This window comes from Bradyrhizobium sp. S3.12.5 (assembly GCF_040548225.1).
Taxonomy (GTDB): domain Bacteria; phylum Pseudomonadota; class Alphaproteobacteria; order Rhizobiales; family Xanthobacteraceae; genus Bradyrhizobium; species Bradyrhizobium cytisi.
The window spans coordinates 1-21844 of sequence record NZ_JBEPRF010000013.1 but is presented as its reverse complement, the minus strand read 5'-3'; the positions used below and the strand labels follow the sequence as shown (position 1 = coordinate 21844).

Sequence of the window (21844 nt, the reverse complement as noted above, 5' to 3'; positions counted from 1 at the left end):
CTCGCAACGACCGCTCGATTCGCAAGCGATCTCCACCTCATATGGAACATCGACGGGGCGGTTTCAAGGCAGACGTTCACCTGACGTCGATTGCAGTGCAAAAATAGTTATGCCGGAATTTTAGCCATCTGCGGAATTTTGCTTAAAAAATAAACTGACTGCCGCATAAGCATACATTTACGTCGCCAAAACTTTAGGCAGATGCACTACGGCGAAAGTTTGATTGCGACGAAATTGTCTAGACTGACCAAACACTTGGCAAGTGCCCACCCCATGGCATGGTTCTTGCGATTCCGTTAATCGCAGGCGGCCGTGGGGCCGTTTCGCAGCGTTTTTCACGTCTGCGTCAGGGAGATGATACATCCATGCCTACCAAACCCATTCACGATATAGCGGCGTCATTTAGCCGCCGCGGCGTTCTCGCCGCGACCGCCGGACTGATGCTCGGTCTGGCGTCCATTTCCGGTGCCAAGGCCGCGGACGACACCATCAAGGTCGGCGTCCTGCACTCCCTCTCCGGCACCATGGCCATCAGCGAAACCACGCTGAAGGACACCATCCTTTTCCTGATCGACGAGCAGAACAAGAAGGGCGGCGTGCTCGGCAAGAAGCTCGAGGCCGTCGTCGTCGACCCCGCCTCGAATTGGCCGCTGTTCGCCGAAAAGGCGCGCGAGCTGATCACCAAGGATAAGGTCTCGGTCGTGTTCGGCTGCTGGACCTCGGTGTCGCGCAAGTCGGTGCTGCCGGTGTTCAAGGAGCTCAACAACATCCTGTTCTACCCCGTGCAGTACGAGGGCGAAGAGTCCGAGCGTAACGTGTTCTACACCGGTGCGGCGCCGAACCAGCAGGCGATCCCGGCCGTCGACTATCTGATGAAGGACGAGAAGGTGAAGCGCTGGGTGCTCGCGGGCACCGACTACGTCTATCCGCGCACCACCAACAAGATCCTGGAAGCCTACCTGAAGTCCAAGGGTGTCGCCCAGGAAGACATCATGATCAACTACACGCCGTTCGGTCACTCCGACTGGCAGACGATCGTGGCCGACATCAAGAAGTTCGGTTCGGCCGGCAAGAAGACGGCGGTGGTCTCGACCATCAACGGCGACGCCAACGTCCCCTTCTACAAGGAGCTCGGCAACCAGGGCGTCAAGGCGAAGGACATCCCGGTGGTCGCGTTCTCGGTGGGTGAGGAAGAGCTCGCCGGCATCGATACCAAGCCGCTGGTCGGCCATCTCGCCGCCTGGAACTACTTCGAGTCGATCAAGACTCCGGCGAACGAGAAGTTCATCAAGGACTGGCAGGCTTACACCAAGAACCCGAAGCGCACGACCAACGATCCGATGGAAGCCCACGTGATCGGCTTCAACATGTGGATCAAGGCGGTCGAGAAGGTGAAGTCGACCGATCCGGACAAGGTGATCGATGCGCTTCCAGGCATCGAGGCGGCGAACCTGACCGGTGGCACCTCGAAGATGCTGCCGAACCACCACATCACCAAGCCGGTGTTCATCGGCGAGATCAAGGGCAACGGCCAGTTCGACGTGGTCTGGAAGACCCCGGGTCTCGTCGCGGGCGACGCCTGGTCGAAGGAGCTCGACGGCTCCAAGGACCTGATCGGCGACTGGGTCGGCAAGAAGTGCGGCAACTTCAACACCAAGACCAACAAGTGCCTCGGCTCCGGCTCCTGATCCGGATCTGACGTTCGACTGCACAATGGGAGAAGACGGCCATTCCGCCGCCTTCTCCCCACTTCTGCCGGGGTGATCCACAGTGCCAACCAATTTATCCGCTCGTCTCTGCACCTTTCTCCTCTCGCTATTCCTGATCGCGTTCGCACTGCCGGCCTTTGCCGGTCCGTTCGAGGATGCGGTCGCAAAATTCGCCAACGACGATTATTCCGATACGGACGAAGCGATCGGTGTGGTCGCAAGCAGCGGCAACAAGCTTGCCTTTCCCATCATCAGCGCGCTCCAGGACGGCCGTCTCATGGCTGACCCGGACAGCAAGAAGGTTTACGTCACCGGCACCGACGGCAAGTCGATTGACGCCGCGACCGGCGAGCCCGTGGCCAGCGTGCCCGATAGCGCAAGCGCCGTCCGCCTCAATAACCGCCTGCGCCGCAGCGTCGATGCTGCGCTCGGCAGCCTGACGCTGCAGTCGCCCGATCTCGGCGCGCGGCTCCAGGCCGCGCAATCCGTCTACAAATCGCATGAGGAGACGGCGCTCGATCCTGTCGAAGGCGCGCTCGCCAAGGAAACCAACAGATCGGTCAAGACCGCGCTCGGTGAAGCACGCGCGGCGATCCTGCTGTTCAAGTCCGACGCCACCGAAGTGCAGAAGCTCGAGGCCGTCGCCACTATCAAGGCGCGCGGTGATCAGGAAGCGCTGGCGCTGCTGTCCGACATCGGCACCGACCAGCCGGCCTCCGTCGCGAAGGCTGCGGCGAGCGCCATCGGCTCGATCCAGAGCTCGCTCGCGGTCTGGTCCACGGTGCAGAATGCCTGGTACGGGCTGTCGCTCGGTTCGGTGCTGCTGCTCGCCGCGATCGGGCTCGCCATCACCTTCGGCGTGATGGGCGTCATCAACATGGCCCATGGCGAGATGGTGATGATCGGGGCCTACACCACTTTCGTGGTGCAGGAGGTGATCCGCACCCGCTATCCCGCGCTGTTTGACTATTCGCTGCTGATCGCCGTGCCGCTCGCCTTCCTCGTTGCCGGCGCCATCGGCGTGGTGATCGAGCGCAGCATCATCCGCTTCCTCTATGGCCGGCCGCTAGAAACGTTGCTTGCGACCTGGGGCCTGTCGCTGGTTCTGCAGCAGGCAGTGCGCACCATGTTCGGCCCTACCAACCGCGAGGTCGGCAACCCCTCCTGGATGAGCGGCGCGTTCGATCTCGGCCAGATCACCATCACCTATAACCGGCTCTGGATCCTCGTCTTCACGCTGGCCGTGTTCATGATCCTGCTCGCGATGCTGCGTTACACCGCACTTGGCCTCGAGATGCGCGCGGTGACGCAGAACCGCCGCATGGCGGCTTCGATGGGCATCGCCACCTCGCGTGTCGACGCGCTGACCTTCGGGCTCGGCTCGGGCATTGCCGGCATCGCCGGCGTGGCACTGTCGCAGATCGATAATGTCAGCCCCAATCTTGGCCAGAGCTACATCATCGACAGCTTTATGGTCGTGGTGTTCGGCGGGGTCGGCAATCTCTGGGGCACGCTGGTCGGCGCCTTCACGCTCGGCATCGCCAACAAGTTCCTGGAGCCGGTCGCGGGCGCCGTGCTTGGCAAGATCGCGATCCTGGTTCTGATCATCCTGTTCATTCAAAAGCGGCCGCGCGGCCTGTTCGCGCTCAAGGGCCGTGCGGTGGAAGCATGACCTCTCACATGCTGACGCGATCACTGGACCGCGGCGCGGCGATCTTTCTCGCCGTCGTCGCCGCTTGCGGCATCCTCATCCCGCTCTCCAACCTGCTGCTGCCGGCGGGCTCGTTCCTGCAGGTGCCGACCTATCTGGTCGCGCTCTGGGGCAAATATGTCTGCTACGCTATCCTCGCGCTGTCGATCGACCTGATCTGGGGCTATTGCGGCATCCTCTCGCTCGGCCACGGCGCCTTCTTCGCGCTCGGCGGCTACGCCATGGGCATGTACCTGATGCGGCAGATCGGCACCCGCGGCGTCTACGGCAATCCGATCCTGCCTGATTTCATGGTGTTCCTGAACTATTCGAAATTGCCGTGGTACTGGCACGGCTTCGACATGTTCTGGTTCGCGGCGCTGATGGTGCTGTTCGTGCCGGGCCTGCTCGCCTTCTGCTTCGGCTGGCTCGCCTTCCGCTCCCGCATCACCGGCGTGTATCTGTCGATCATCACGCAGGCCATGACCTATGCGCTGCTGCTCGCCTTCTTCCGCAACGATTTCGGCTTCGGCGGCAACAACGGCATGACCGACTTCAAGGATATCCTCGGCTTCAACGTGCAGGCCGAAGGCACCCGCGGCGCCCTGTTCATGCTGAGCTGCCTCGGCCTGATCGTCAGCTTCCTGATCTGCCGCGCGGTCGTGTCCTCCAAGCTCGGTAAGGTCCTGATTGCGATCCGCGATGCGGAATCGCGCAGCCGCTTCCTTGGCTACCGGGTCGAATCCTACAAGCTGTTCGTGTTCACGCTGTCGGCCTGCATGGCCGGCGTCGCCGGTGCGCTTTATGTGCCGCAGGTCGGCATCATCAACCCAAGCGAATTCGCACCGGGCAATTCGATCGAGGCGGTGATCTGGGTCGCGGTCGGCGGCCGCGGCACGCTGGTCGGCGCCGCGCTCGGCGCCATTGTTGTCAACTATGCCAAGACCTTCTTCACCTCCGGCGTGCTGGCACCCTACTGGCTGTTCATGCTGGGTGCGCTGTTCATCCTGGTGACGCTGTTGCTGCCGAAGGGCATCGTCGGCACCTTCAATGCATGGCGGGAAGCGTCGAAAGAGAGGCGCCCGGCTGCGGCCACCGCAAGTGCTGCGGCCGAGGACGGCGTCACCGAACCGACGATGGCGGAGAAGCGGTCATGAACGTCATGGATACCCGCGCGACCTCCGCGATTCTCTATCTCGACGGCGTGCACGTCTCGTTCGACGGCTTCCACGCCATCAACAACCTGTCGCTGACGCTCGCGCCCGGCGAGATGCGCGCCATCATCGGTCCGAACGGCGCCGGCAAGACCACCATGATGGACATCATCACCGGCAAGACCAAGCCTGACGAGGGTACCGTGCTGTTCGACGGCGTCACCGACCTGACGCGGCTGGACGAAACCCGCATCGCCGAGCTCGGCATCGGCCGCAAGTTCCAGAAGCCAACGGTGTTCGAAAGCCAGACCGTGCAGGACAATCTCCTGCTGGCGCTCAATGTCGATCACAGTGTCAAAGGCACGCTGTTCTGGCGCGGCAGCAGGGCGGAGTCGGAGCGTATCGACAAGGTGCTGGAGACGATCCGTCTCACCGACGCCCGCAACCGCCTCGCCGGCAGCCTCAGCCACGGCCAGAAGCAATGGCTCGAGATCGGCATGCTGCTGGCGCAGGACCCTAAGCTGCTCCTCGTCGACGAGCCCGTCGCTGGGATGACCGACGTCGAGACGCATCTCACCGCCGAGCTGCTGAAAGAGATCAACAAGACCCACACCGTTATGGTGGTCGAGCACGACATGACGTTCGTGCGCGAGCTCGGGGTCAAGGTCACCTGCCTGCATGAAGGTACGGTGCTCGCTGAAGGAACCATCGACCAGGTCTCGTCGAACGAGCGGGTCATCGAAGTCTATCTGGGACGCTGAGCGATGCTTGAGGTCAAGGACATCAACCTGTTCTACGGTGCGGCGCAGGCGCTGCGTGGTGTGTCGATCGCGGCCGAGCCCGGCAAGGTGACGTGCGTGCTCGGCCGTAACGGCGTCGGCAAGACCTCGCTGTTGCGCGCCATGGTCGGGCAATATCCGATCTCCTCGGGCGCGATCGTGTTCGACGGCAACGACATCACGGCCCTCAAGCCCTATGAGCGGGCGCGCAAGGGCATCGGCTTCGTGCCTCAGGGCCGTGAGATCTTTCCGCTTCTGACGGTGGAGGAAAACCTCAAGACCGGCTTCGGCCCGCTCAAGCGCGAGGACAAGCACATCCCGGACGACGTGTTCTCGTTGTTTCCGGTGCTGGAGTCCATGCTCGGCCGGCGCGGCGGCGATCTCTCCGGCGGCCAGCAGCAACAGCTGGCGATCGGGCGTGCGCTGGTGATGCGGCCGAAACTACTGCTGCTCGACGAGCCGACGGAAGGCATCCAGCCCTCGATCATCAAGGACATCGGCCGGGCCATCTCCTACTTGCGCAACCTCGGCAACATCGCCATCGTGCTGGTCGAGCAATATCTCGACTTTGCCTGCGAGCTTGGCGACAGTTTCGCGGTGATGGATCGCGGCGCCGTGAAGTTCACCTGCGACCGCTCCACTCTCGACGCCAGCGAGATCAGCCGCCAGATGGCGCTGTAAGCGGGGAAATTGTAAGCCAAAAAAGCCTGCCGCGGCCGGCTGGGGGAGACGGATGCGCAGCGACGCCTCTTTGGCGACATCTTCGGTGTTCGAAGCCAATCGTGCCCGCGGCGCGGTGCGCTTCGACGTGCACGCCCGCGACGGCGTGACGCGGCGCGGCGTTTTGCATGAGTCCGGCTCCCTCCGCGTGCGCTTTCCTTCGCCGGAAGGTGAAGGGCTCTCCGGCGTGTTCGTCAACACCGCCGGCGGCGTTGCCGGCGGCGATCGCTTCGACATCGAGATCTCGGCCGCCGAGGCTGCCCGTTTGACGCTGACAACGGCGGCCGCCGAAAAGGTTTATCGGGCGCCGGGCGCGGCGGCGCAGCTCAATATCGCCTTGAAGGTTGCCGCAGGCGCGCATCTCGGCTGGCTGCCCCAGGAGACGATCCTGTTCGATCGCGCCCGGGTCCACCGCCGCTTCGACATCGAACTCGATGATGCAGCCTCGCTCCTGCTTTGTGAAATTGTCGTATTCGGCCGCACCGCCATGGGCGAACGGATGGAGCAGGGCGAATTCGTCGACCGCTGGCGGTTGCGCCGTGGCGGCAGGCTGGTCTTTGCCGAGACCATCAGGCTCGACGGCAATATCGGCGCAAAGCTCGCGCGATCGGCTGTCGCCAAGGCGGGCGCTGCGATCGGCACGGCCCTGATCGTGCCCGGCGACGAGGCCCTGGTCGAGCGCATTCGTGAGGCATCGGACTCGTTTGCCGGCGAGGTCGGAATCTCGGCCTGGAATGGCTTTGCAATGGCGCGGTTCTGTGCCCAAGATGCGGCGCACTTGCGCACCGACATGATGGCCGTGCTGGCGCGCACCGGCATGGCGCAGCCGCGACTCTGGCTGAATTGACGGCTGGCTGAATTGAAGAGCTGAACGGAAGAGATTTCGCATGAACCTGTCTCCCCGCGAAAAGGACAAGCTTCTGATCTCGATGGCGGCGATCGTGGCGCGCCGCAGGCTCGACCGCGGCGTCAAGCTCAATCATCCCGAAGCGATCGCGATCATCTCCGATTTCATCCTCGAGGGCGCTCGCGACGGCCGTACCGTCGCCGAGCTGATGCAATCCGGCGCGCAGGTGCTGGCCCGCGACCAGGTGATGCCGGGCATTCCCGAGATGATCCACGACATCCAGGTCGAGGCGACGTTCCCTGATGGCACCAAGCTCGTCACCGTTCACGAACCGATCCGATAGGAGCGCATGATGATCCCCGGCGAACTCTTCATCCAGGACGGCGAGATCGAGCTCAATGCCGGCCGCAAGACCGTGACGCTGACGGTGGCCAACACCGGCGACCGCCCGATCCAGGTCGGCTCGCACTACCATTTCTTCGAGACCAACCCTGCGCTGAAGTTCGACCGCAAGAAGTCCCGCGGCATGCGCCTCGACATCGCCGCCGGCACCGCCGTCCGCTTCGAACCCGGCCAGACCCGCAACGTCCAGCTCGTCGCGCTTGCCGGCAAGAAAACCATCTACGGTTTCCGCGGCGACGTCATGGGAAAGCTGTGAGCACAGGAACGAGCGCGGCGCGGCGCGGTTGAGGCGGAAATGGAGGTCTTTGCCATGCTGTCGCCAATCCGCCTCATCTCCGAAGCCGCCGAACTCGCCGCGCACCGCCACAACGGCATGGCGCGCAAGGGGCGCGCACATGATCCCTACATCAACCATCTCGCCGAGGTCGCGAACCTGCTTGCGACCGCGACCGATGGGTCCGATGCCGAGCTGGTCGCGGCCGGCTGGCTGCACGATGCGATCGAGGACACCGACACCACGCGCGAGGAACTCGCGGAGAAATTCTCCGAGCGTGTTGCTTCTCTCGTCGCCGAATGCACGGACGATATGAACCTGCCGAAGCCGGAGCGTCGGCGCCGGCAGGTGATCGACGCACCCAACAAGTCGCTCGGCGCCAGGCTGATCAAGATCGCCGACAAGATCAGCAACATTGGCGCACGCATCCATTCCGATCAGACCGCCGAGGAGCGTGACGACCTCGCCGACTATACAGGCTGGGCCGAGCAGGTCGTCGCCGGTTGCCGCGGCGGCAGCGCCTGGCTCGACACGGAATTCGATAACATCGTGTTCACAGCGAGGGCCTCGCTGTGAGCACCAACCCAATATTCAAATACAAACGGGGCTTGTGATGTCCGTCAAGATAAAGCGTTCCGTCTATGCCGACATGTTCGGCCCGACGACCGGCGACAAGGTGCGGCTCGCCGACACTGATCTCATCATCGAGGTCGAGAAGGATTTCACCACCTACGGCGAGGAGGTGAAGTTCGGCGGCGGCAAGGTGATCCGTGACGGCATGGGGCAGTCGCAGGTCACCAACAAGCAGGGCGCGGCCGACACCGTCATCACCAATGCGCTGATCGTCGACCACTGGGGCATCGTCAAGGCCGACGTCGCGATCAAGGAGGGCATGATCGCAGGTATCGGCAAGGCCGGCAATCCCGACATCCAGCCGGGCGTGACCATCATCATCGGCCCCGGCACCGACGTGATCGCAGGTGAGGGGAAAATCCTCACCGCCGGCGGCTTCGACAGCCATATCCATTTCATCTGCCCGCAGCAGATCGAGCACGCGCTGATGTCCGGCGTCACCTCGATGCTCGGTGGCGGCACCGGTCCCTCGCACGGTACCTTCGCCACAACATGTACGCCCGGCCCCTGGCACATGGGGCGAATGATCCAGTCGTTCGATGCTTTCCCGGTCAATCTCGGCATTTCCGGCAAGGGCAATGCCTCGCGGCCCGCGGCGCTGGTCGAGATGATCAAGGGCGGTGCCTGCGCGCTGAAGCTGCACGAGGATTGGGGCACCACACCGGCCGCGATCGACAATTGCCTGTCGGTTGCCGATGATTACGACGTCCAGGTCATGCTGCATTCCGACACGCTGAACGAATCCGGCTTCGTCGAGGACACGATCAAGGCGTTCAAGGGCCGCACCATCCACGCTTTCCACACCGAGGGCGCGGGCGGTGGTCACGCCCCTGATATCATCAAGGTCGCCGGCTTGAAGAACGTGCTGCCGTCCTCGACCAATCCGACGCGGCCGTTCACCCGCAACACCATCGACGAGCATCTCGACATGCTGATGGTGTGTCACCACCTTGATCCCTCGATCGCGGAGGATCTGGCGTTCGCGGAAAGCCGCATCCGCAAGGAGACCATTGCGGCCGAAGACATCCTGCACGATCTCGGCGCGCTCTCGATGATGTCCTCGGACTCACAGGCCATGGGCCGTCTCGGCGAGGTCATCATCCGGACTTGGCAGACTGCCGACAAGATGAAGAAGCAGCGCGGATCGCTGCCGCAGGACAAGGGCAACGACAATTTTCGGGTCAAGCGCTACATCGCCAAATACACCATCAATCCCGCGATTGCGCACGGCGTGTCGAAGCTGATCGGCTCGGTCGAGAAGGGTAAGATGGCCGATCTCGTGCTGTGGTCGCCGGCCTTCTTCGGCGTCAAGCCGGACTGCATCGTCAAGGGCGGCACGATCGTGGCAGCACCCATGGGCGATCCGAACGCCTCGATCCCGACGCCGCAGCCGGTACACTACCAGCCGATGTTCGGCGCCTTCGGCAAGGCGCGCACGGCGTCCTCGGTGGTGTTTACTTCAAAGGCAGCCATTACCGGCGGCCTCGCGCGAAAACTCGGCATCGAGAAGAAGCTCTATGCGGTCCAGAACACCCGCAGCAAGATATCGAAGAAGAGCATGATCCACAACGACGCCACGCCCAATATCGAGGTCGATCCGGAGACCTACGAGGTGCGCGCCGATGGCGAGCTGCTCACCTGCGCGCCCGCCGAGGTGCTGCCGATGGCGCAGCGATATTTCATGTACTGAAATGGCGCCTCAACACATGTCCCCGGAGCATGTCCCGATTGCATGTCCCGGGGGCGGCTTTTTCCGGTTTTGCGTTCGATCCCGGCTGGTCTAATGTCCCGCCCGGTATCGTAACCTTCAGAAGAAAAGCCGGGAGGATTTCTCGTGATCTATGTCGTTGCCACCCTGACCATCAAGCCTGAAACCCGCGCCGAATTCATTGCAGCCGCCACCGCCTGCATCAAGGAGACGCGGAAAGAACCCGGCAATATCGCCTACGATCTGCATGAGAGCGTCACCGATCCCTCCAAGATGGTGTTCGTCGAGCAGTGGGAGAATGCCGAGGCGCTGGTGCCGCATCGCGGCCAGGATCACATGAAGACGTTTGGCCGTGTCGCGGTGAAATGCTTCACGGCGCCGCCGAAGATCGAAGTCATCACGCCCGAGAAGGTCGAGACGAGGTAACAGCGCATGATCCGGGCGACGCAGGTTAAGGGACAGCACCGCTTCACGGAAACGCCGGCGGATACGGTCGTGCTCGATTTCGACGATCGGCACCGCCGCCGCATGGCGATGACGGGGACGCGGGGGCTGAATTTCCTGCTCGACCTGGAGAATGCCGTTGCGTTGCGCGGCGGCGATGCGCTGGTGCTGGAGGACGGACGACTGGTCGAAGTGGTCGCGGCACCCGAGCCGCTGCTCGAGATCCGCGGCCGCGATCCGCACCACCTCATCCGCGTTGCCTGGCATCTCGGCAACCGCCATCTGCCAACGCAGCTGATGGCCAAAGCCTTGCGCATTCGCCGCGACCACGTCATCGAAGCCATGGTGAAGGGGCTTGGCGCGCGGGCGGTCGAGATCGAGGCGCCGTTCGATCCCGAAGGCGGGGCCTATGCCGAGGCCGGCCATGCGCACGCGCATGACGACCACGGACACCAGGATCACCATGATCATCACGGCCACGACCACCATCATGGCGCGCATGACCATGGGCATGACCACCATCATCACCACGACGAGCATTGCGATCATCCCGACCATCACCACGGCCACAAGCATGCTCATGACCACAAATGAGCCGGTCAAGGCCGGTGATCTCGCCGGGAGCGAGGCGGCGGCGCTGTACCGGCTGATGACGTGGCTGTCGCCGGCGTTTCCCGTCGGCGGGTTCTCTTATTCCAGCGGCATCGAGTGGGCGGTCGAAGCGGGCGACGTGACCGACATCGCGACGCTGGCCGACTGGCTGGATGCCATGCTTGGCGACGGCTCCGGCTTTTGCGATGCGACGTTTCTTGTCCACGCCTATCGCGCCGCCGAGGCCGGTGAAGACGCCGCCTTGAATGATATCGCCGAGCTCGCTGCCGCCTTCGTGCCGTCGCGCGAACGGCAGCTCGAGACGACCTCGCAAGGCCGCGCCTTCATCGAGATCTCCCGCGCCGCGTGGGATGCCGACGGCCTGGATGCCATGGTCGCGGCGTGCCGCACGCCACTGGTCTATCCCGTCGCCGTTGGCGTCGTCGCCGCGCTGCACAGCGTGCCATTGGCGCCGACCCTGCACGCCTTCCTGCACGCGCTGGTCTCGAACTGGATCTCGGCGGCCAGCCGGCTCATTCCGCTCGGCCAGACCGACAGCCAGCGCGTGCTGGTGAAATTGGAAGCCGCCGTCGCCATAACCGCCAATCGGGCGCTGAACGCGACACAGGACGACCTCGGCAGTGCGACGTTCCGCGCCGATCTCGCCAGCCTGCGGCACGAGACACAATATACGCGGCTGTTTCGCTCGTGAGCGGTACAGCCTTCAACCGATCAAGAGAGAGCGAGTGACATGGCAACTTCTCACGGCCCCTTGCGTGTCGGCGTCGGCGGCCCCGTTGGATCGGGCAAGACCGCGCTGATGGATCTGCTCTGCAAGACCATGCGCGAGCGCTACGACATCGCCGCGATCACCAACGACATCTACACCAAGTGGGATGCCGAATTCCTCGTGCGCTCGGGCTCGCTGACGCCGGACCGCATCGCCGGCGTCGAGACCGGCGGCTGCCCGCACACCGCGATCCGCGAGGACGCTTCGATGAATCTCGCCGCGGTGGCCGACATGCGCGCCAAATTCCCCGGGCTGGATCTCGTGCTGATCGAATCCGGCGGCGACAATCTGGCGGCGACCTTCTCGCCGGAGCTTGCCGACCTCACCATCTATGTCATCGACGTTGCGGCCGGCGACAAGATTCCGTCCAAGGGCGGCCCCGGCATCACCCGCTCCGACCTTCTGGTCATCAACAAGATCGACCTAGCGCCCCATGTCGGTGCGTCGCTGGAGAAGATGGACACGGATGCCAGACGCATGCGCGGTGAGCGCCCCTTCGTCATGACCAACCTAAAGAAGAGCGAGGGGCTCGACCGTATCGTGGGGTTCATCGAGACCAAAGGCGGGTTGAAACGCGCGGACTGAAACGGGTGGGGTGAAAGGGCGCGGCGACGTGGCGCAGGCATTTCCCGCCGTTAACGTCTGAGGCAAAGCCGCGTTTGCGGAACAAATTTCGGACACGGCGATTATCTACCTCCGGCGCCCGGAGCAGAGCCGTTGTTGGCCAGACGATCGGCCGGGCGGATTAAGCTTTTTCGGCGACCGAAGTTGCGTACAGATGCCTCCTCCGTCATTATCCCTGCCACTGGGGTCCACCCTGTTTCGGCACATGGCCGTTCGAGCGGCGTTGATATGCTCCGTGTTTATTGCCGACCTCCTGCCCTCGCCTGAGTAGTCGCGTGGTCCGGCTGGGTTTCATCATCGGCTTCATCGCTCTGCTCGGAGCCTTGCTCTCCGGGCTTGCGGCCTATCGCGTCCACGACCAGGAGCTGGCGCTGGACCGGATTGCGCTGGCCCGCGCGATCGACGTTCATGCGAGCCTCGTCCAGGACAGGTCGACCGAACGTGAGCTGCTGGCGCGCGTCGCCTCAGGCCTGTTCCGCGCGCCATCGGTGCTGAAGCCCAACATGCTGGAGCCGCTGCGCTCGGCGATCTATGCCTTCAAGACCGATTTCGTGGTGGCCGGCTGGGTCGCCCGGCTGCAGCCGAACGAGCTCGCCGCGGCGCAAACCGCGATTGCGGCCGCCGGCTTTCCGAAACCGCAGATCCGCGACTACAGCGACAAGCCGATCGCCGCGGCAAGCCTGACCCAGCCGATCGACGTGCTGATGGACCTCGAGCCGCGCAGCGACGAGACCAAGGCGCTGCCGGGCCGCAGCTACGATAGCGACCCGGTTCGCAACGCCATGTTGGCGCGCGCCAGGGTCGAGAAGCGGTCGGTTGCTTCCGACCCCGTACCGCTCTCGAGCGACAACGGGCCGATCGGCGTCATCGTGGCCGCCCCCGTCATTCCCGAGGGCGCCACCGAGCCGGTCGGCTTCGTCACCTTTTCCTACGAGCTGGCTTCGCTGATGCTGACCAATGACGATCTGTCGTTGTTCTCGGTCGCGCTCAAGGACCCGCGCAAGGACGGCGGCGAGCTCGTTGCCAACGACCAGGGCGTCGTCTCCACCCGCATGACGACGCCGGACGGGCCGGCTCCGTCGGCGACGCGCACCATCAGCTTCGGCGGCCGCGACTGGCAGCTCGGTTATTACGCCAAGTCCAATTCGGCACGGCGCGCCGAGCAGACCGCAATCATCGTCGCGGCGATCGGCTTCGCCATCACCGCGATGGTCTGCGGCCTGTTCGGCTACGTCGCCTACAATAACTTGAGGCTGAGCCGCGAAATCCAGGTGCGGATCGGCTTCGAGCGGCGGTTGACGGCTGTCATCGACGAGCTCAACCACCGGGTCAAGAACATCCTTGCGGTGATCCAGTCGATTGTGACGCGCACGCTGCGCCACGGCTCGGACATCGATGTCGCGCGCGAGCTCCTGATCGGCCGCATCCACGCTATGTCCAACGTGGTCTCGCTGCTCAGCGAGAGCCAGTGGCAGGGTGTCAAGCTGAAGGGCCTGTTCGAAGCGCGCGCCATTCCGCATGCCGATCGTATCGCCGTCAGCGGCCCGGATATCGCGGTCAGCGCGCGTGCCGCCCAGAGCCTGTCGCTGCTGTTCTTCGAGCTTGCCTCGCATTCCGACGAGGGCCTGTCGCTGGTCGGCAAGCATCCGCACATCACCGCGAACTGGACGGTGACGGGCGAGGAGCACGAGACGGTGTTTCATTTCCGCTGGGAGGAGTTCAACACGAGCGAGGCGACGCGCCGGGCGGATTCGGATTTCGGCCTGATCCTGCTCGACCGCGTCGCGCCCGAAGCGCTCGGCGGCATCGCCAAGCGCTACTTCACGGATGTCTCCTATGTCTATGAATTGACCGCGCCGATGGAGACGGTCGTGGACATGACCGAGCGCGACCGCACGGAAAAGCTGTCGCAGCCGGTGAAGCCGGTGCGCTAGCTCTTCGGCTGCAACATCAGATCGACTAGGTTGCGTGCATAGGCCGGCGATGCCTTGGCTAGGCTCGCTGCCGCACAGCCGCTGGCTCGTCCTGACGCTTCGACCAGGAGATATAATAGGCCACCGCCGTCATCGCCGCGAAACCGGCAAGGCTCACCCCGATCTGCATCACCACCAGATTGGCGCCGGTGATCAGGATGAGATGGCCGGCGAAGGACAGGAATACGCCGACGCAGAACACGGCGAGCCATTCCTCGCCGCATTTGATCACCATCTGGAGCGGCTTCCATTGCAGCCCCGGATGGTCGGGCGGGATGAGGTGGGTCGCGATGAAAGCGAGCGCGAGGAAATGGAGCACGCGATAGGGCGCGAGGTTTTCCTTGTCGGTCGGCGAGATGCCGTTGAGCACGACATCCGGCAAATAGGCGGACAATGTCGGCGAATGGCGCATCAGGGTGATAGCCATCGCCGACACCAGATAGGCGCCCGCCAGCACGCGGAGCCAGGGCAGGTTGCGCAAGGCGCGGCCCGACGCGCCGGTGACGGCGAACCAGCCGCCCAGCACCATCAGCATCTGCCAGCAGAACGGATTGAACGTCCATTCCTGGTCCGGATAGGTCCGGAAACCCCACTCGAACCAGCGCGCCGCGAAATAGAACGCGACAGAGAGCGCCAGCGTCACGTTCGGCCGCCGCAATAGCCCCCACAAGGCAAACGGAAAGAAGGCCATCAGCGGGATCATCAATTTCAGCAGGTCGAGGTTCAGCGGCTCCTCCTGCAGCACGAGGCCGCGGACCAGGATGCGCAGCGGATGTTCGAGAATGCCTGAGATGTTGTAGTCGCTGATGATCTCCGGCGCCATCGATTGCGAGGCGACATAGGCGATGGTGTCGATGTAGATCACGAACAGCACGACATAGGCGGCATAGAGTCGCCAGACGCGGCGGAAGATGCGCGTCGCGGCGACGACATAGCCGCGTTCCAGCGCTATCTTGCCGTGGATGATGGCGACGCCATAGCCCACCACGAACACGAACAGGTCGGCAGCGCCGCTGAAGCCGAAGTTGCGCAGCGTCAGCAGATTGACGACATTGTTCGGGATGTGATCGACAAAGACCGACCAGGTCGCAATGCCGAGTGTCAAATACAGCCTTGCGTCGTGGTCGAATGCGGAGAGGTTGGCCCTAACAGACGGCTTCATTGCTAATTATTTCACTTGGAATCAGGGCGATGCTTTTAGCGGCAACCGCCTGCCTGTCCGAGTAGCGTTTGCGTGAAGGGGGACCGATTGTAGCGCGGCTGATGAAAAATTGCGCAGAGAAGGGCCGTCGAATTCCCGCGAACCCGCCCGTCGGCTCGGCAGCGCAACTTTCTTGATTGCGGTTTCGACCTTACTCGGCCGGCTCGACTGATCCCTCATCGGCCGCGCCGGCGCGGCTTGCCATGATACCGAGCGCGACGCCGCCGATGGCCAGGATCGGTAACAGCCGCTTGACCCCGATGGCGCGGACGATCTGCAGGCCCGTCGCGATCAGCATGGGATCGGCGAGCATGCTCGGGGCCGCCTTCGCGGCGTGCTCGGCGGCGATGCGGGCACGTGTCCGCATCTCGCGCTTGTAGCCCCAATAGCTCCCTGCGGCGGCAAGCGTCAGCAGGAAGAAGATCCCGGCACCGGCAAGGCAAGCCTGCACGGGGCCGTACTTTTCCAGCACGGCGATGAAGACCGCCGCGCAGAGGAAGCATGTGGTGATGAAGAGCGCGAACGCTGCGCCCGCCGCCAGCGAGGTCAGCCGCACAGTCGTTCCCGTCGATGCGCTGATGCCGTCGATGATGCGCTGAAACACGTTCTTGCTCCTCAGGTCTCCACAAGCCAATTCGTCACGTGCCGGTCACAGCGGCGGGCGTCGTGACCTCAAATTTCACCGCGCGCCTAGCGACGCCAGGCCGCGCCGATCAGGAAGCCGATGCCGAGCGCGATGCCGACGGTCGCGAGCGGCCGATGCGTGATCGCGTCCTCCAGCGTCTCCTCGATCGAGCCGTAGGCATCCTGCGCCGCGTCCATCATCGCGCCACCGCGCTCCGAGAAGTCGTCGAGCGTCGAATCCACGTTGTCGCGCGCCTGCTTGTAGCCGCGTCGGGCCTGCTTGCCCGTGGCGTTGGCGAACGTGTTGAGGGCGTCGGTGATCTGGTCGGTGAGGGCGGCGATATCGCTTTTCACGGCTGCTACATCCTTCTCGATGCGTTCTGCGGTGGCTTTGTCGGCCCAGTCTCTCATCCTGGCTTCGCCATCGGTTATTGACATCACAAGCTCCGAACTATTGGCGGCGAGATGGGCAGAAAACGTTTCGTTGCAGTGGAAGTTCCGTTTGCGGAGCCCGTCATTCCTGCGGCAATTGCGGCGAATTCTCCGGCAACAGATGCTCCTTCAGGATCAGCCCCACGATGAGGAGCGGAGACGACAGAAAAGCGCCCATCGGTCCCCACAGCCAGGTCCAGAACGCCAGCGCGATAAAAACGGCGAGCGCGTTCAACGATAGCCTGCGGCCGATGATAATCGGCGTGACGAAGTGCCCCTCCATGAAGGTGATACCGCCGAAGGCGAGTGCAGCCATCAGGCCGCCGCCGATAGTCGGGAATGCGACCAGGCCGACCACGGCCAGCATGACGAACATGGCGACCGGTCCGATAATCGGAATGAAGTTGAGCGCAGCGGCAAGCGCGCCGAGCCCGGCCGGGTTGGGCATGCCGGTGACCGCGCAGACGATGCCGGTGGCGATGCCGACGCCAATATTGATGGCCGTGACCGTCAGCAGATAATTGCCGAGATGCACCTCGATCTCGTTGAGGATCCGGAGCGTGCGCAGCCGCGCGTCGTGGTCGCCGAAATTCATGATCATGGCGCGTCGCAGATCGCGCCAGCTTGCGATGAACAGGATCAGAGTGGCGAAGAACAGCAGGAATTCAGCGAAAGTTGGCGACACGAATTCCAGCGTCGGCTGCACCCATTCCGCTTTCGGCAGGGCGACGGTCGGCAGGCCATCGGAGCCGCCGACAATGGTTTGCAGCTCCTTCCACAGCGCGAGCGGTCGGTCGAACACATGCGCCTTCTCCCTCAACTGCGCTCCTAGCTCCGGGAGGCGTGAGCTCCATTCCATTGCGGGCGCCGCGATCAGTGCGACAACGAAGGCGACCACCGTCGTCACCGCGATCACGATCAGCACGGCGCCGAGGGCTCGCGGCACCCGCCGCTCTTCGAGAAAGGTGGCGGCCGGCGACAGCATGGTACCGGCGACGACGGCCATCACGACCGGGAGAAAGAACGCCTTGGCGACGTAAAGCACGGCGACGACGGCGATCAGAAGCAGACCGGCAAGCGCAAAGGCAACAAACTCGGTGCGCCGGATCACCGGAGGCAGTTCGGTATGGCTGTCGGGAAGCGGAGTACCTTCGTCGTTACCGGCAATCAGACGTTCACTGGGAAGGACGCGCACAATTTCCCTCCCGCACGGAGGTGTCCGGGGGCCCGCTGGTCATCAGAAAACGCCTAAGGGCCGTTACGGTTCCGTCGCGACTTCGTGAAGTTGTGCTCGCTTGACTGTGACGTCGCTGCCGCACGCGCCATCGGAACTTGAGTCGGTTCTGCTGCGTTCTTAGGAAGCCGCATCACCCAAGATGCAGACATCACACGGGGCAGCACATGACAAAATTCGTCGTAGTCGGTCGCAGCTTCTCGCCGCGCGTCGTCACTGCTTTTGCCTTTGCGACAGCTTTACTGACGGTGCCGTTCGCAGCACAAGCTCAAACGCTCGGGTATGCGCCGATGCAGCCGCAGGCCTATCCGCATGACCAGATCTATTCGCGGGGCTACACAAGCGAGGCGCCGCCGGCCGCCGACGAGGATGCGGCATTACCGGATCGGCTGCGCCGGCAGATCGTGAGCTTCGACCGCAACGAACCGGCTGGCACCATCGTCATCGATACCGCCAACACCTATCTCTACTATGTGCTGGGTAACGGGCGCGCCATGCGCTACGGCGTCGGCGTCGGCCGCGAAGGTTTCACCTGGTCGGGTGTGCAGAACATCACCCGCAAGGCGGAGTGGCCGGATTGGCATCCGCCGGCAGAGATGATCGCACGCCAGCCCTATCTGCCGCGCTTCGTCGCCGGCGGCCCTGGCAATCCGCTGGGTGCGCGCGCGATGTATCTTGGCTCCAGCCAATACCGCATCCACGGCACAAACGACCCGACCACGATCGGCAAGTTCGTCTCCTCCGGCTGCGTCCGCCTGACCAATGAGGACGTCAGTGACCTGTTCAGCCGCGTCAATGTCGGCGCCAAGGTCGTGGTGCTGCCGAAGAATGCGCCGTTGATGGCGCGCGGCGGTGATCCCCTACGCAAGCGGCCCGCCATGACGACGCTGCCCTCGGGACGCCAGGCGCTGAACATCCCGGCGTCGTCGGTGGATTGAGGAGCTGAGTGAGGTCACATGATGAGACGTTCGATCAGCACGTTGGCTTGCGGAAGGGCCGCGTTCGTCACGATCGCTTCCCTCGGCCTCGCGCTGGCGCCTTCGGCGCATGCGGAGGATTTCTTCTCGGCGCTGTTCGGCGCCTTCCGGATGCGGCCGCCGCCGGAGATTCGGGTGCCGTTCCCGAACGACGACATGCCGCGCTACGACGCGCCGCGCCAGCGCGCGTCCTATGGCGGCGGCACGGCCTATTGCGTCCGCGGCTGTGACGGGCGCTATTTCCCGGCGCAAGGCAGCGATGCCGAGAGCAAGGCGCAATCCTGCAAGAGCTTCTGCCCGGCGTCAGAAACCTCGCTGGTTTATGGCAGCAATATCGACGACGCCACGACCGACGGCGGCAAGTCTTATTCCGACCTGCCGAACGCCTTCCGCTATCGCAACGAGATCGTGTCCGGGTGTACCTGCAACGGCAAGGACCCGGCCGGTCTCGCTTCGCTCAAGGCCGAGGACGATCCGACCTTGCGCAAGGGCGATATCGTTGCAGGGAGCGACGGCCTCGTCGTCGCCAACCGCAACGCCAACGATCGCCGCGGCGTCGCGATGAACTTCTCGCCATTGCCGGACTCGATCCGCGCAAAATTCCGCCAGGTGCCGGTGGTGGCGAAGGAGTAGGGCGGCGAAGTCCCCTACGCCGCCCGGATCTTGCCGAGGAAATCGCTGACCTGATCGCCGAGCTGGCGGCTCTGGGTCTCCAGCATCTGTGAGGCCTGCTTGACATTGTCGGCGGCACCGGCTGCGGTGTCGGCGTCGGCCTTCACACCGGTGATGTTGTCGGACACGTTCTTGGTGCCCTGCGCGGCATATTGCGTGCTGCGGGTGATCTCCTGCGTCGCCGCGCCCTGCTCCTGCACGGCGGCGGCAATCGCAGTGGCGACCTCGTTGACCTCGCCGATGATGCCGCCAATCGCCTGGATTGCGTTGATGGCATCGCCCGCGACCTTCTGGATGTCGGCGATCTGCTCCGAAATCTCCTCGGTCGCCTTCGCTGTCTGGCTCGCCAGCGATTTCACCTCGGAGGCGACAACCGCAAAACCACGCCCGGCTTCGCCGGCACGCGCAGCCTCGATGGTGGCGTTGAGGGCGAGCAGATTGGTCTGCGCCGCGATGGTGTTGATCAGGCCGACGACCTCGCCGATGCGGCCTGCGGATTGAGCCAGCCCCTGCACGGTGCCGTCGGTCTCGCGCGCTTGATTGACGGCGCGGCTGGCAATGCCCGCGGCGTGCGCGGCCTGCTGGCTGATGTCGTTGATCGAGGCCGAGAGCTCTTCCGCAGCCGCCGCGACGCTGTCGACGCTCATGGAGGCATCGTTGGAGGCCTTGCCGGCGACCTGGACGCGGTCGTTGGTCTGGCGCGACACGGCGGAGAGATCGCCCGAGGTCTTGCGCATCTCGGCCGAGGCGTCGCTCAATTCGCCGAGCGACTTGCGCACCACGCCCTCGAACTCGCCGACATAGGTCTCCATGGCGCGCTGGCGCGCGGCCGCGCCGGCATTGCGCTCGCGCTCCTGCTCCTCGATCTTGAGCTTGTCGATCGCCTGCTGCTTGAAGGTTTCCAGCGCGCCGGCAAGGGCGCCAATCTCGTCCTGGCGATCGAGATAGCCGCTGTCGACGCCGAGATCGCCGCCGGCGACCTTGAGCATGGCGTCGCGGATCCGATGCAGCGGCGTGATCACGCGGCGGCTGACGGCGAGCATCGCGGCGCCGGTCAGGATGATGGCCGCGATCAGAAGCGCCAGCTGGACGAGCAGCGATTGCAGCGCGCCGGCGCGTTGGACGGCGGCATGATCCTTGGCGGCTTGCAGGGCGGTGTCGGCGAGCTTGACCACGATCGCCATACGGCCAACCGAGAACGGGCTCCACTGATTGGCCGTCATCGCCGGCTTCTCGCCCTTGGCGATCACCGCGATGATGCCGTCACGCGTACCGGTATAGTGCGGATCGAAATAGACCGACTTGGTCTCGGTCATGGCGGCGGACAGCGCCTGGGGCATTTGCATGCCGGTGGCGGCAAGCTCGATCGCGCTCCAGGCGGCATCGGTGGCGCCGACGAACCTGGTGAAGGCGGACTGGGTTTCGGGCGTGACCTTGCCGCTGTTCAGTGCGTTGCCGACGATGAGCGAGGATTCGCCGGCGTTCTGACGCAGCAGCCAGGCCATCTGCTTGATGGCCAGGAGCTGGTCGATGGTGGCATCCTGATGGTTGACGCTGGCCGCCAGCACGGGGGAGAGCTTATCGAGTATCGCCATCAGCCCGTCCTCGCTCTCGAGATACTCGGTGGCGAGCGCCGTGCGGCGCGAGGCTTTGGGCTTGGCGACCTCAGTCCAGAACTCGGCCTGTTGCGCCAGCAGCGCCCTGTTGAGTCGGGTGAGATCGGCGACGATCGCGTCACGCTGCGGAATATCGATCGAGGGCAGGATGTCGATCGCGCGAGCAAGCGCCGGCATCAATTCGTCACGAATGCCGCGGATGTACTTTTCGATATCCGCATCGATCCTGATGTCGCTGGTCAATTGCCGGTTGGTGGTCGAGCGATCGGCCCGGATGTTGGCCATGGCCTTGAACACGTCGGCCGAGGCTGCCGCGACCGCAACGATGCGGTTGGCCTGCTGCAGCCGGGTCCACGAGCTCCATGCGCTGATCGAGAAGCCGATGACGACGACGAGTGCGGTGGAGAGAATCACCGCCTTCAGCAGCGTGGATACGGTCAAGCGGTTGAGCATCGGACACCCCGGTACGCGTTTCGAAGTTCGTGCCCCAGAACGGCAACCCCCACGAACTTCGAAACCAGAGGGATGCGCGCAACAGACGCGCCTGCCCAAGGCCGGCGCTTGGAGCGCATTTGGCCTGAAAAGGGTAAAAACTTAGACAGTGTGCCTGCCGTAAAATTACGTAGGCATCTCGGGGTGGGGGGGGGGGGGGGGGCCGGCCGGCGCGGGGGGGGGGGGGGGGTGGGGGGGGGGGGGGGGGGGGGGTGGGCCGCCCCCCGGGCGGGGCGGGGGGGGGTGGGGTGTGTTGGT

General features: G+C 64.0%; 22 protein-coding genes. 17 read left to right on the top strand and 5 right to left on the bottom strand.

From position 1 onward, the window contains the following. The first annotated feature begins 365 nt into the window (after positions 1-365). The 15 genes from urtA (at position 366) to ABIC09_RS20070 (ending at position 14299) form a co-directional block, all read left to right on the top strand. The gene (gene urtA, locus ABIC09_RS20140; RefSeq protein ID WP_148755273.1) at positions 366-1688 is read left to right on the top strand and encodes an urea ABC transporter substrate-binding protein; all 1323 of its coding nucleotides are present in this window, start codon (positions 366-368) and stop codon (positions 1686-1688) included. 82 nt (positions 1689-1770) lie between these two features. Then, positions 1771-3381: an urea ABC transporter permease subunit UrtB gene (urtB, locus tag ABIC09_RS20135; RefSeq protein WP_354110319.1), complete on the top strand. Its 1611-nt coding sequence runs from the start codon at positions 1771-1773 to the stop codon at positions 3379-3381. Then, complete coding sequence (gene urtC / locus ABIC09_RS20130) at positions 3378-4556, top strand: urea ABC transporter permease subunit UrtC (protein ID WP_354110318.1); 1179 nt, start codon at positions 3378-3380, stop codon at positions 4554-4556. The genes urtB and urtC overlap by 4 nt, the downstream gene beginning before the upstream one ends. Beyond that, on the top strand, positions 4553-5314 hold the full coding sequence (urtD, locus tag ABIC09_RS20125) for an urea ABC transporter ATP-binding protein UrtD (RefSeq protein WP_354110317.1): 762 nt from the start codon (positions 4553-4555) through the stop codon (positions 5312-5314). Before urtC ends, urtD begins: the two co-directional genes overlap by 4 nt. Before the next feature lie 3 nt (positions 5315-5317). After that, positions 5318-6013 carry an urea ABC transporter ATP-binding subunit UrtE gene (urtE, locus tag ABIC09_RS20120; RefSeq protein ID WP_148755270.1) on the top strand — a complete coding sequence of 232 codons (696 nt, stop codon included), beginning with the start codon at positions 5318-5320 and terminating at the stop codon, positions 6011-6013. Positions 6014-6065: 52 nt separating this feature from the next. Next, positions 6066-6899, top strand: a complete 834-nt coding sequence (locus ABIC09_RS20115) for an urease accessory protein UreD (protein WP_354110316.1) — start codon at positions 6066-6068, stop codon at positions 6897-6899. A 40-nt stretch (positions 6900-6939) separates the two neighbouring features. Further along, a complete protein-coding gene (locus ABIC09_RS20110) occupies positions 6940-7242 on the top strand; it encodes an urease subunit gamma (RefSeq protein WP_148755268.1) in 303 nt (100 codons plus the stop codon). A 9-nt stretch (positions 7243-7251) separates the two neighbouring features. Further along, the gene (locus ABIC09_RS20105; protein ID WP_148755346.1) at positions 7252-7557 is read left to right on the top strand and encodes an urease subunit beta; all 306 of its coding nucleotides are present in this window, start codon (positions 7252-7254) and stop codon (positions 7555-7557) included. 54 nt (positions 7558-7611) lie between these two features. Further along, positions 7612-8151 carry an HD domain-containing protein gene (locus ABIC09_RS20100; RefSeq protein ID WP_354110315.1) on the top strand — a complete coding sequence of 180 codons (540 nt, stop codon included), beginning with the start codon at positions 7612-7614 and terminating at the stop codon, positions 8149-8151. Positions 8152-8188: 37 nt separating this feature from the next. Then, positions 8189-9898 (top strand): urease subunit alpha, encoded by a 1710-nt coding sequence (gene ureC, locus ABIC09_RS20095; RefSeq protein WP_354110314.1) that lies wholly within the window; start codon positions 8189-8191, stop codon positions 9896-9898. Between the two features lie 144 nt (positions 9899-10042). Further along, positions 10043-10342: a putative quinol monooxygenase gene (locus tag ABIC09_RS20090; RefSeq protein WP_354032412.1), complete on the top strand. Its 300-nt coding sequence runs from the start codon at positions 10043-10045 to the stop codon at positions 10340-10342. A 6-nt stretch (positions 10343-10348) separates the two neighbouring features. After that, positions 10349-10954, top strand: coding sequence for an urease accessory protein UreE (ureE, locus tag ABIC09_RS20085; RefSeq protein WP_354110313.1), 606 nt, complete (start codon positions 10349-10351; stop codon positions 10952-10954). Further along, entirely contained in the window at positions 10935-11663 is a 729-nt protein-coding gene (locus tag ABIC09_RS20080) for an urease accessory protein UreF (protein WP_354110448.1), read from the top strand. The genes ureE and ABIC09_RS20080 overlap by 20 nt, the downstream gene beginning before the upstream one ends. A gap of 39 nt (positions 11664-11702) precedes the next feature. Further along, positions 11703-12326 (top strand): urease accessory protein UreG, encoded by a 624-nt coding sequence (gene ureG, locus ABIC09_RS20075; RefSeq protein ID WP_148755262.1) that lies wholly within the window; start codon positions 11703-11705, stop codon positions 12324-12326. Positions 12327-12640: 314 nt separating this feature from the next. After that, positions 12641-14299, top strand: coding sequence for a CHASE domain-containing protein (locus tag ABIC09_RS20070; RefSeq protein ID WP_354110312.1), 1659 nt, complete (start codon positions 12641-12643; stop codon positions 14297-14299). 58 nt (positions 14300-14357) lie between these two features. Here ABIC09_RS20070 and ABIC09_RS20065 read toward each other — a convergent pair whose 3' ends face one another. The 4 genes from ABIC09_RS20065 to ABIC09_RS20050 form a co-directional block, all read right to left on the bottom strand. Further along, positions 14358-15500, bottom strand: a complete 1143-nt coding sequence (locus ABIC09_RS20065) for an OpgC domain-containing protein (protein ID WP_354110311.1) — start codon at positions 15498-15500, stop codon at positions 14358-14360. 190 nt (positions 15501-15690) lie between these two features. Further along, positions 15691-16143, bottom strand: a complete 453-nt coding sequence (locus ABIC09_RS20060) for a hypothetical protein (protein WP_148755259.1) — start codon at positions 16141-16143, stop codon at positions 15691-15693. Positions 16144-16229: 86 nt separating this feature from the next. Next, on the bottom strand, positions 16230-16601 hold the full coding sequence (locus ABIC09_RS20055) for an ElaB/YgaM/YqjD family protein (RefSeq protein WP_187435324.1): 372 nt from the start codon (positions 16599-16601) through the stop codon (positions 16230-16232). A gap of 76 nt (positions 16602-16677) precedes the next feature. After that, a complete protein-coding gene (locus tag ABIC09_RS20050) occupies positions 16678-17790 on the bottom strand; it encodes an AI-2E family transporter (protein ID WP_354110310.1) in 1113 nt (370 codons plus the stop codon). Positions 17791-17996: 206 nt separating this feature from the next. On the opposite strand from ABIC09_RS20050, the gene ABIC09_RS20045 reads away from it, so the two are divergent. Together ABIC09_RS20045 and ABIC09_RS20040 are read left to right on the top strand one after the other, a co-directional pair. Further along, a complete protein-coding gene (locus ABIC09_RS20045) occupies positions 17997-18767 on the top strand; it encodes a L,D-transpeptidase (RefSeq protein WP_354110309.1) in 771 nt (256 codons plus the stop codon). Positions 18768-18785: 18 nt separating this feature from the next. Continuing rightward, positions 18786-19439: a DUF2865 domain-containing protein gene (locus tag ABIC09_RS20040; protein ID WP_354110308.1), complete on the top strand. Its 654-nt coding sequence runs from the start codon at positions 18786-18788 to the stop codon at positions 19437-19439. Positions 19440-19453: 14 nt separating this feature from the next. On the opposite strand, the gene ABIC09_RS20035 is transcribed toward ABIC09_RS20040, so the two are convergent. Beyond that, entirely contained in the window at positions 19454-21547 is a 2094-nt protein-coding gene (locus tag ABIC09_RS20035) for a methyl-accepting chemotaxis protein (RefSeq protein ID WP_354110307.1), read from the bottom strand. Between the last annotated feature and the right edge of the window lie 297 nt (positions 21548-21844).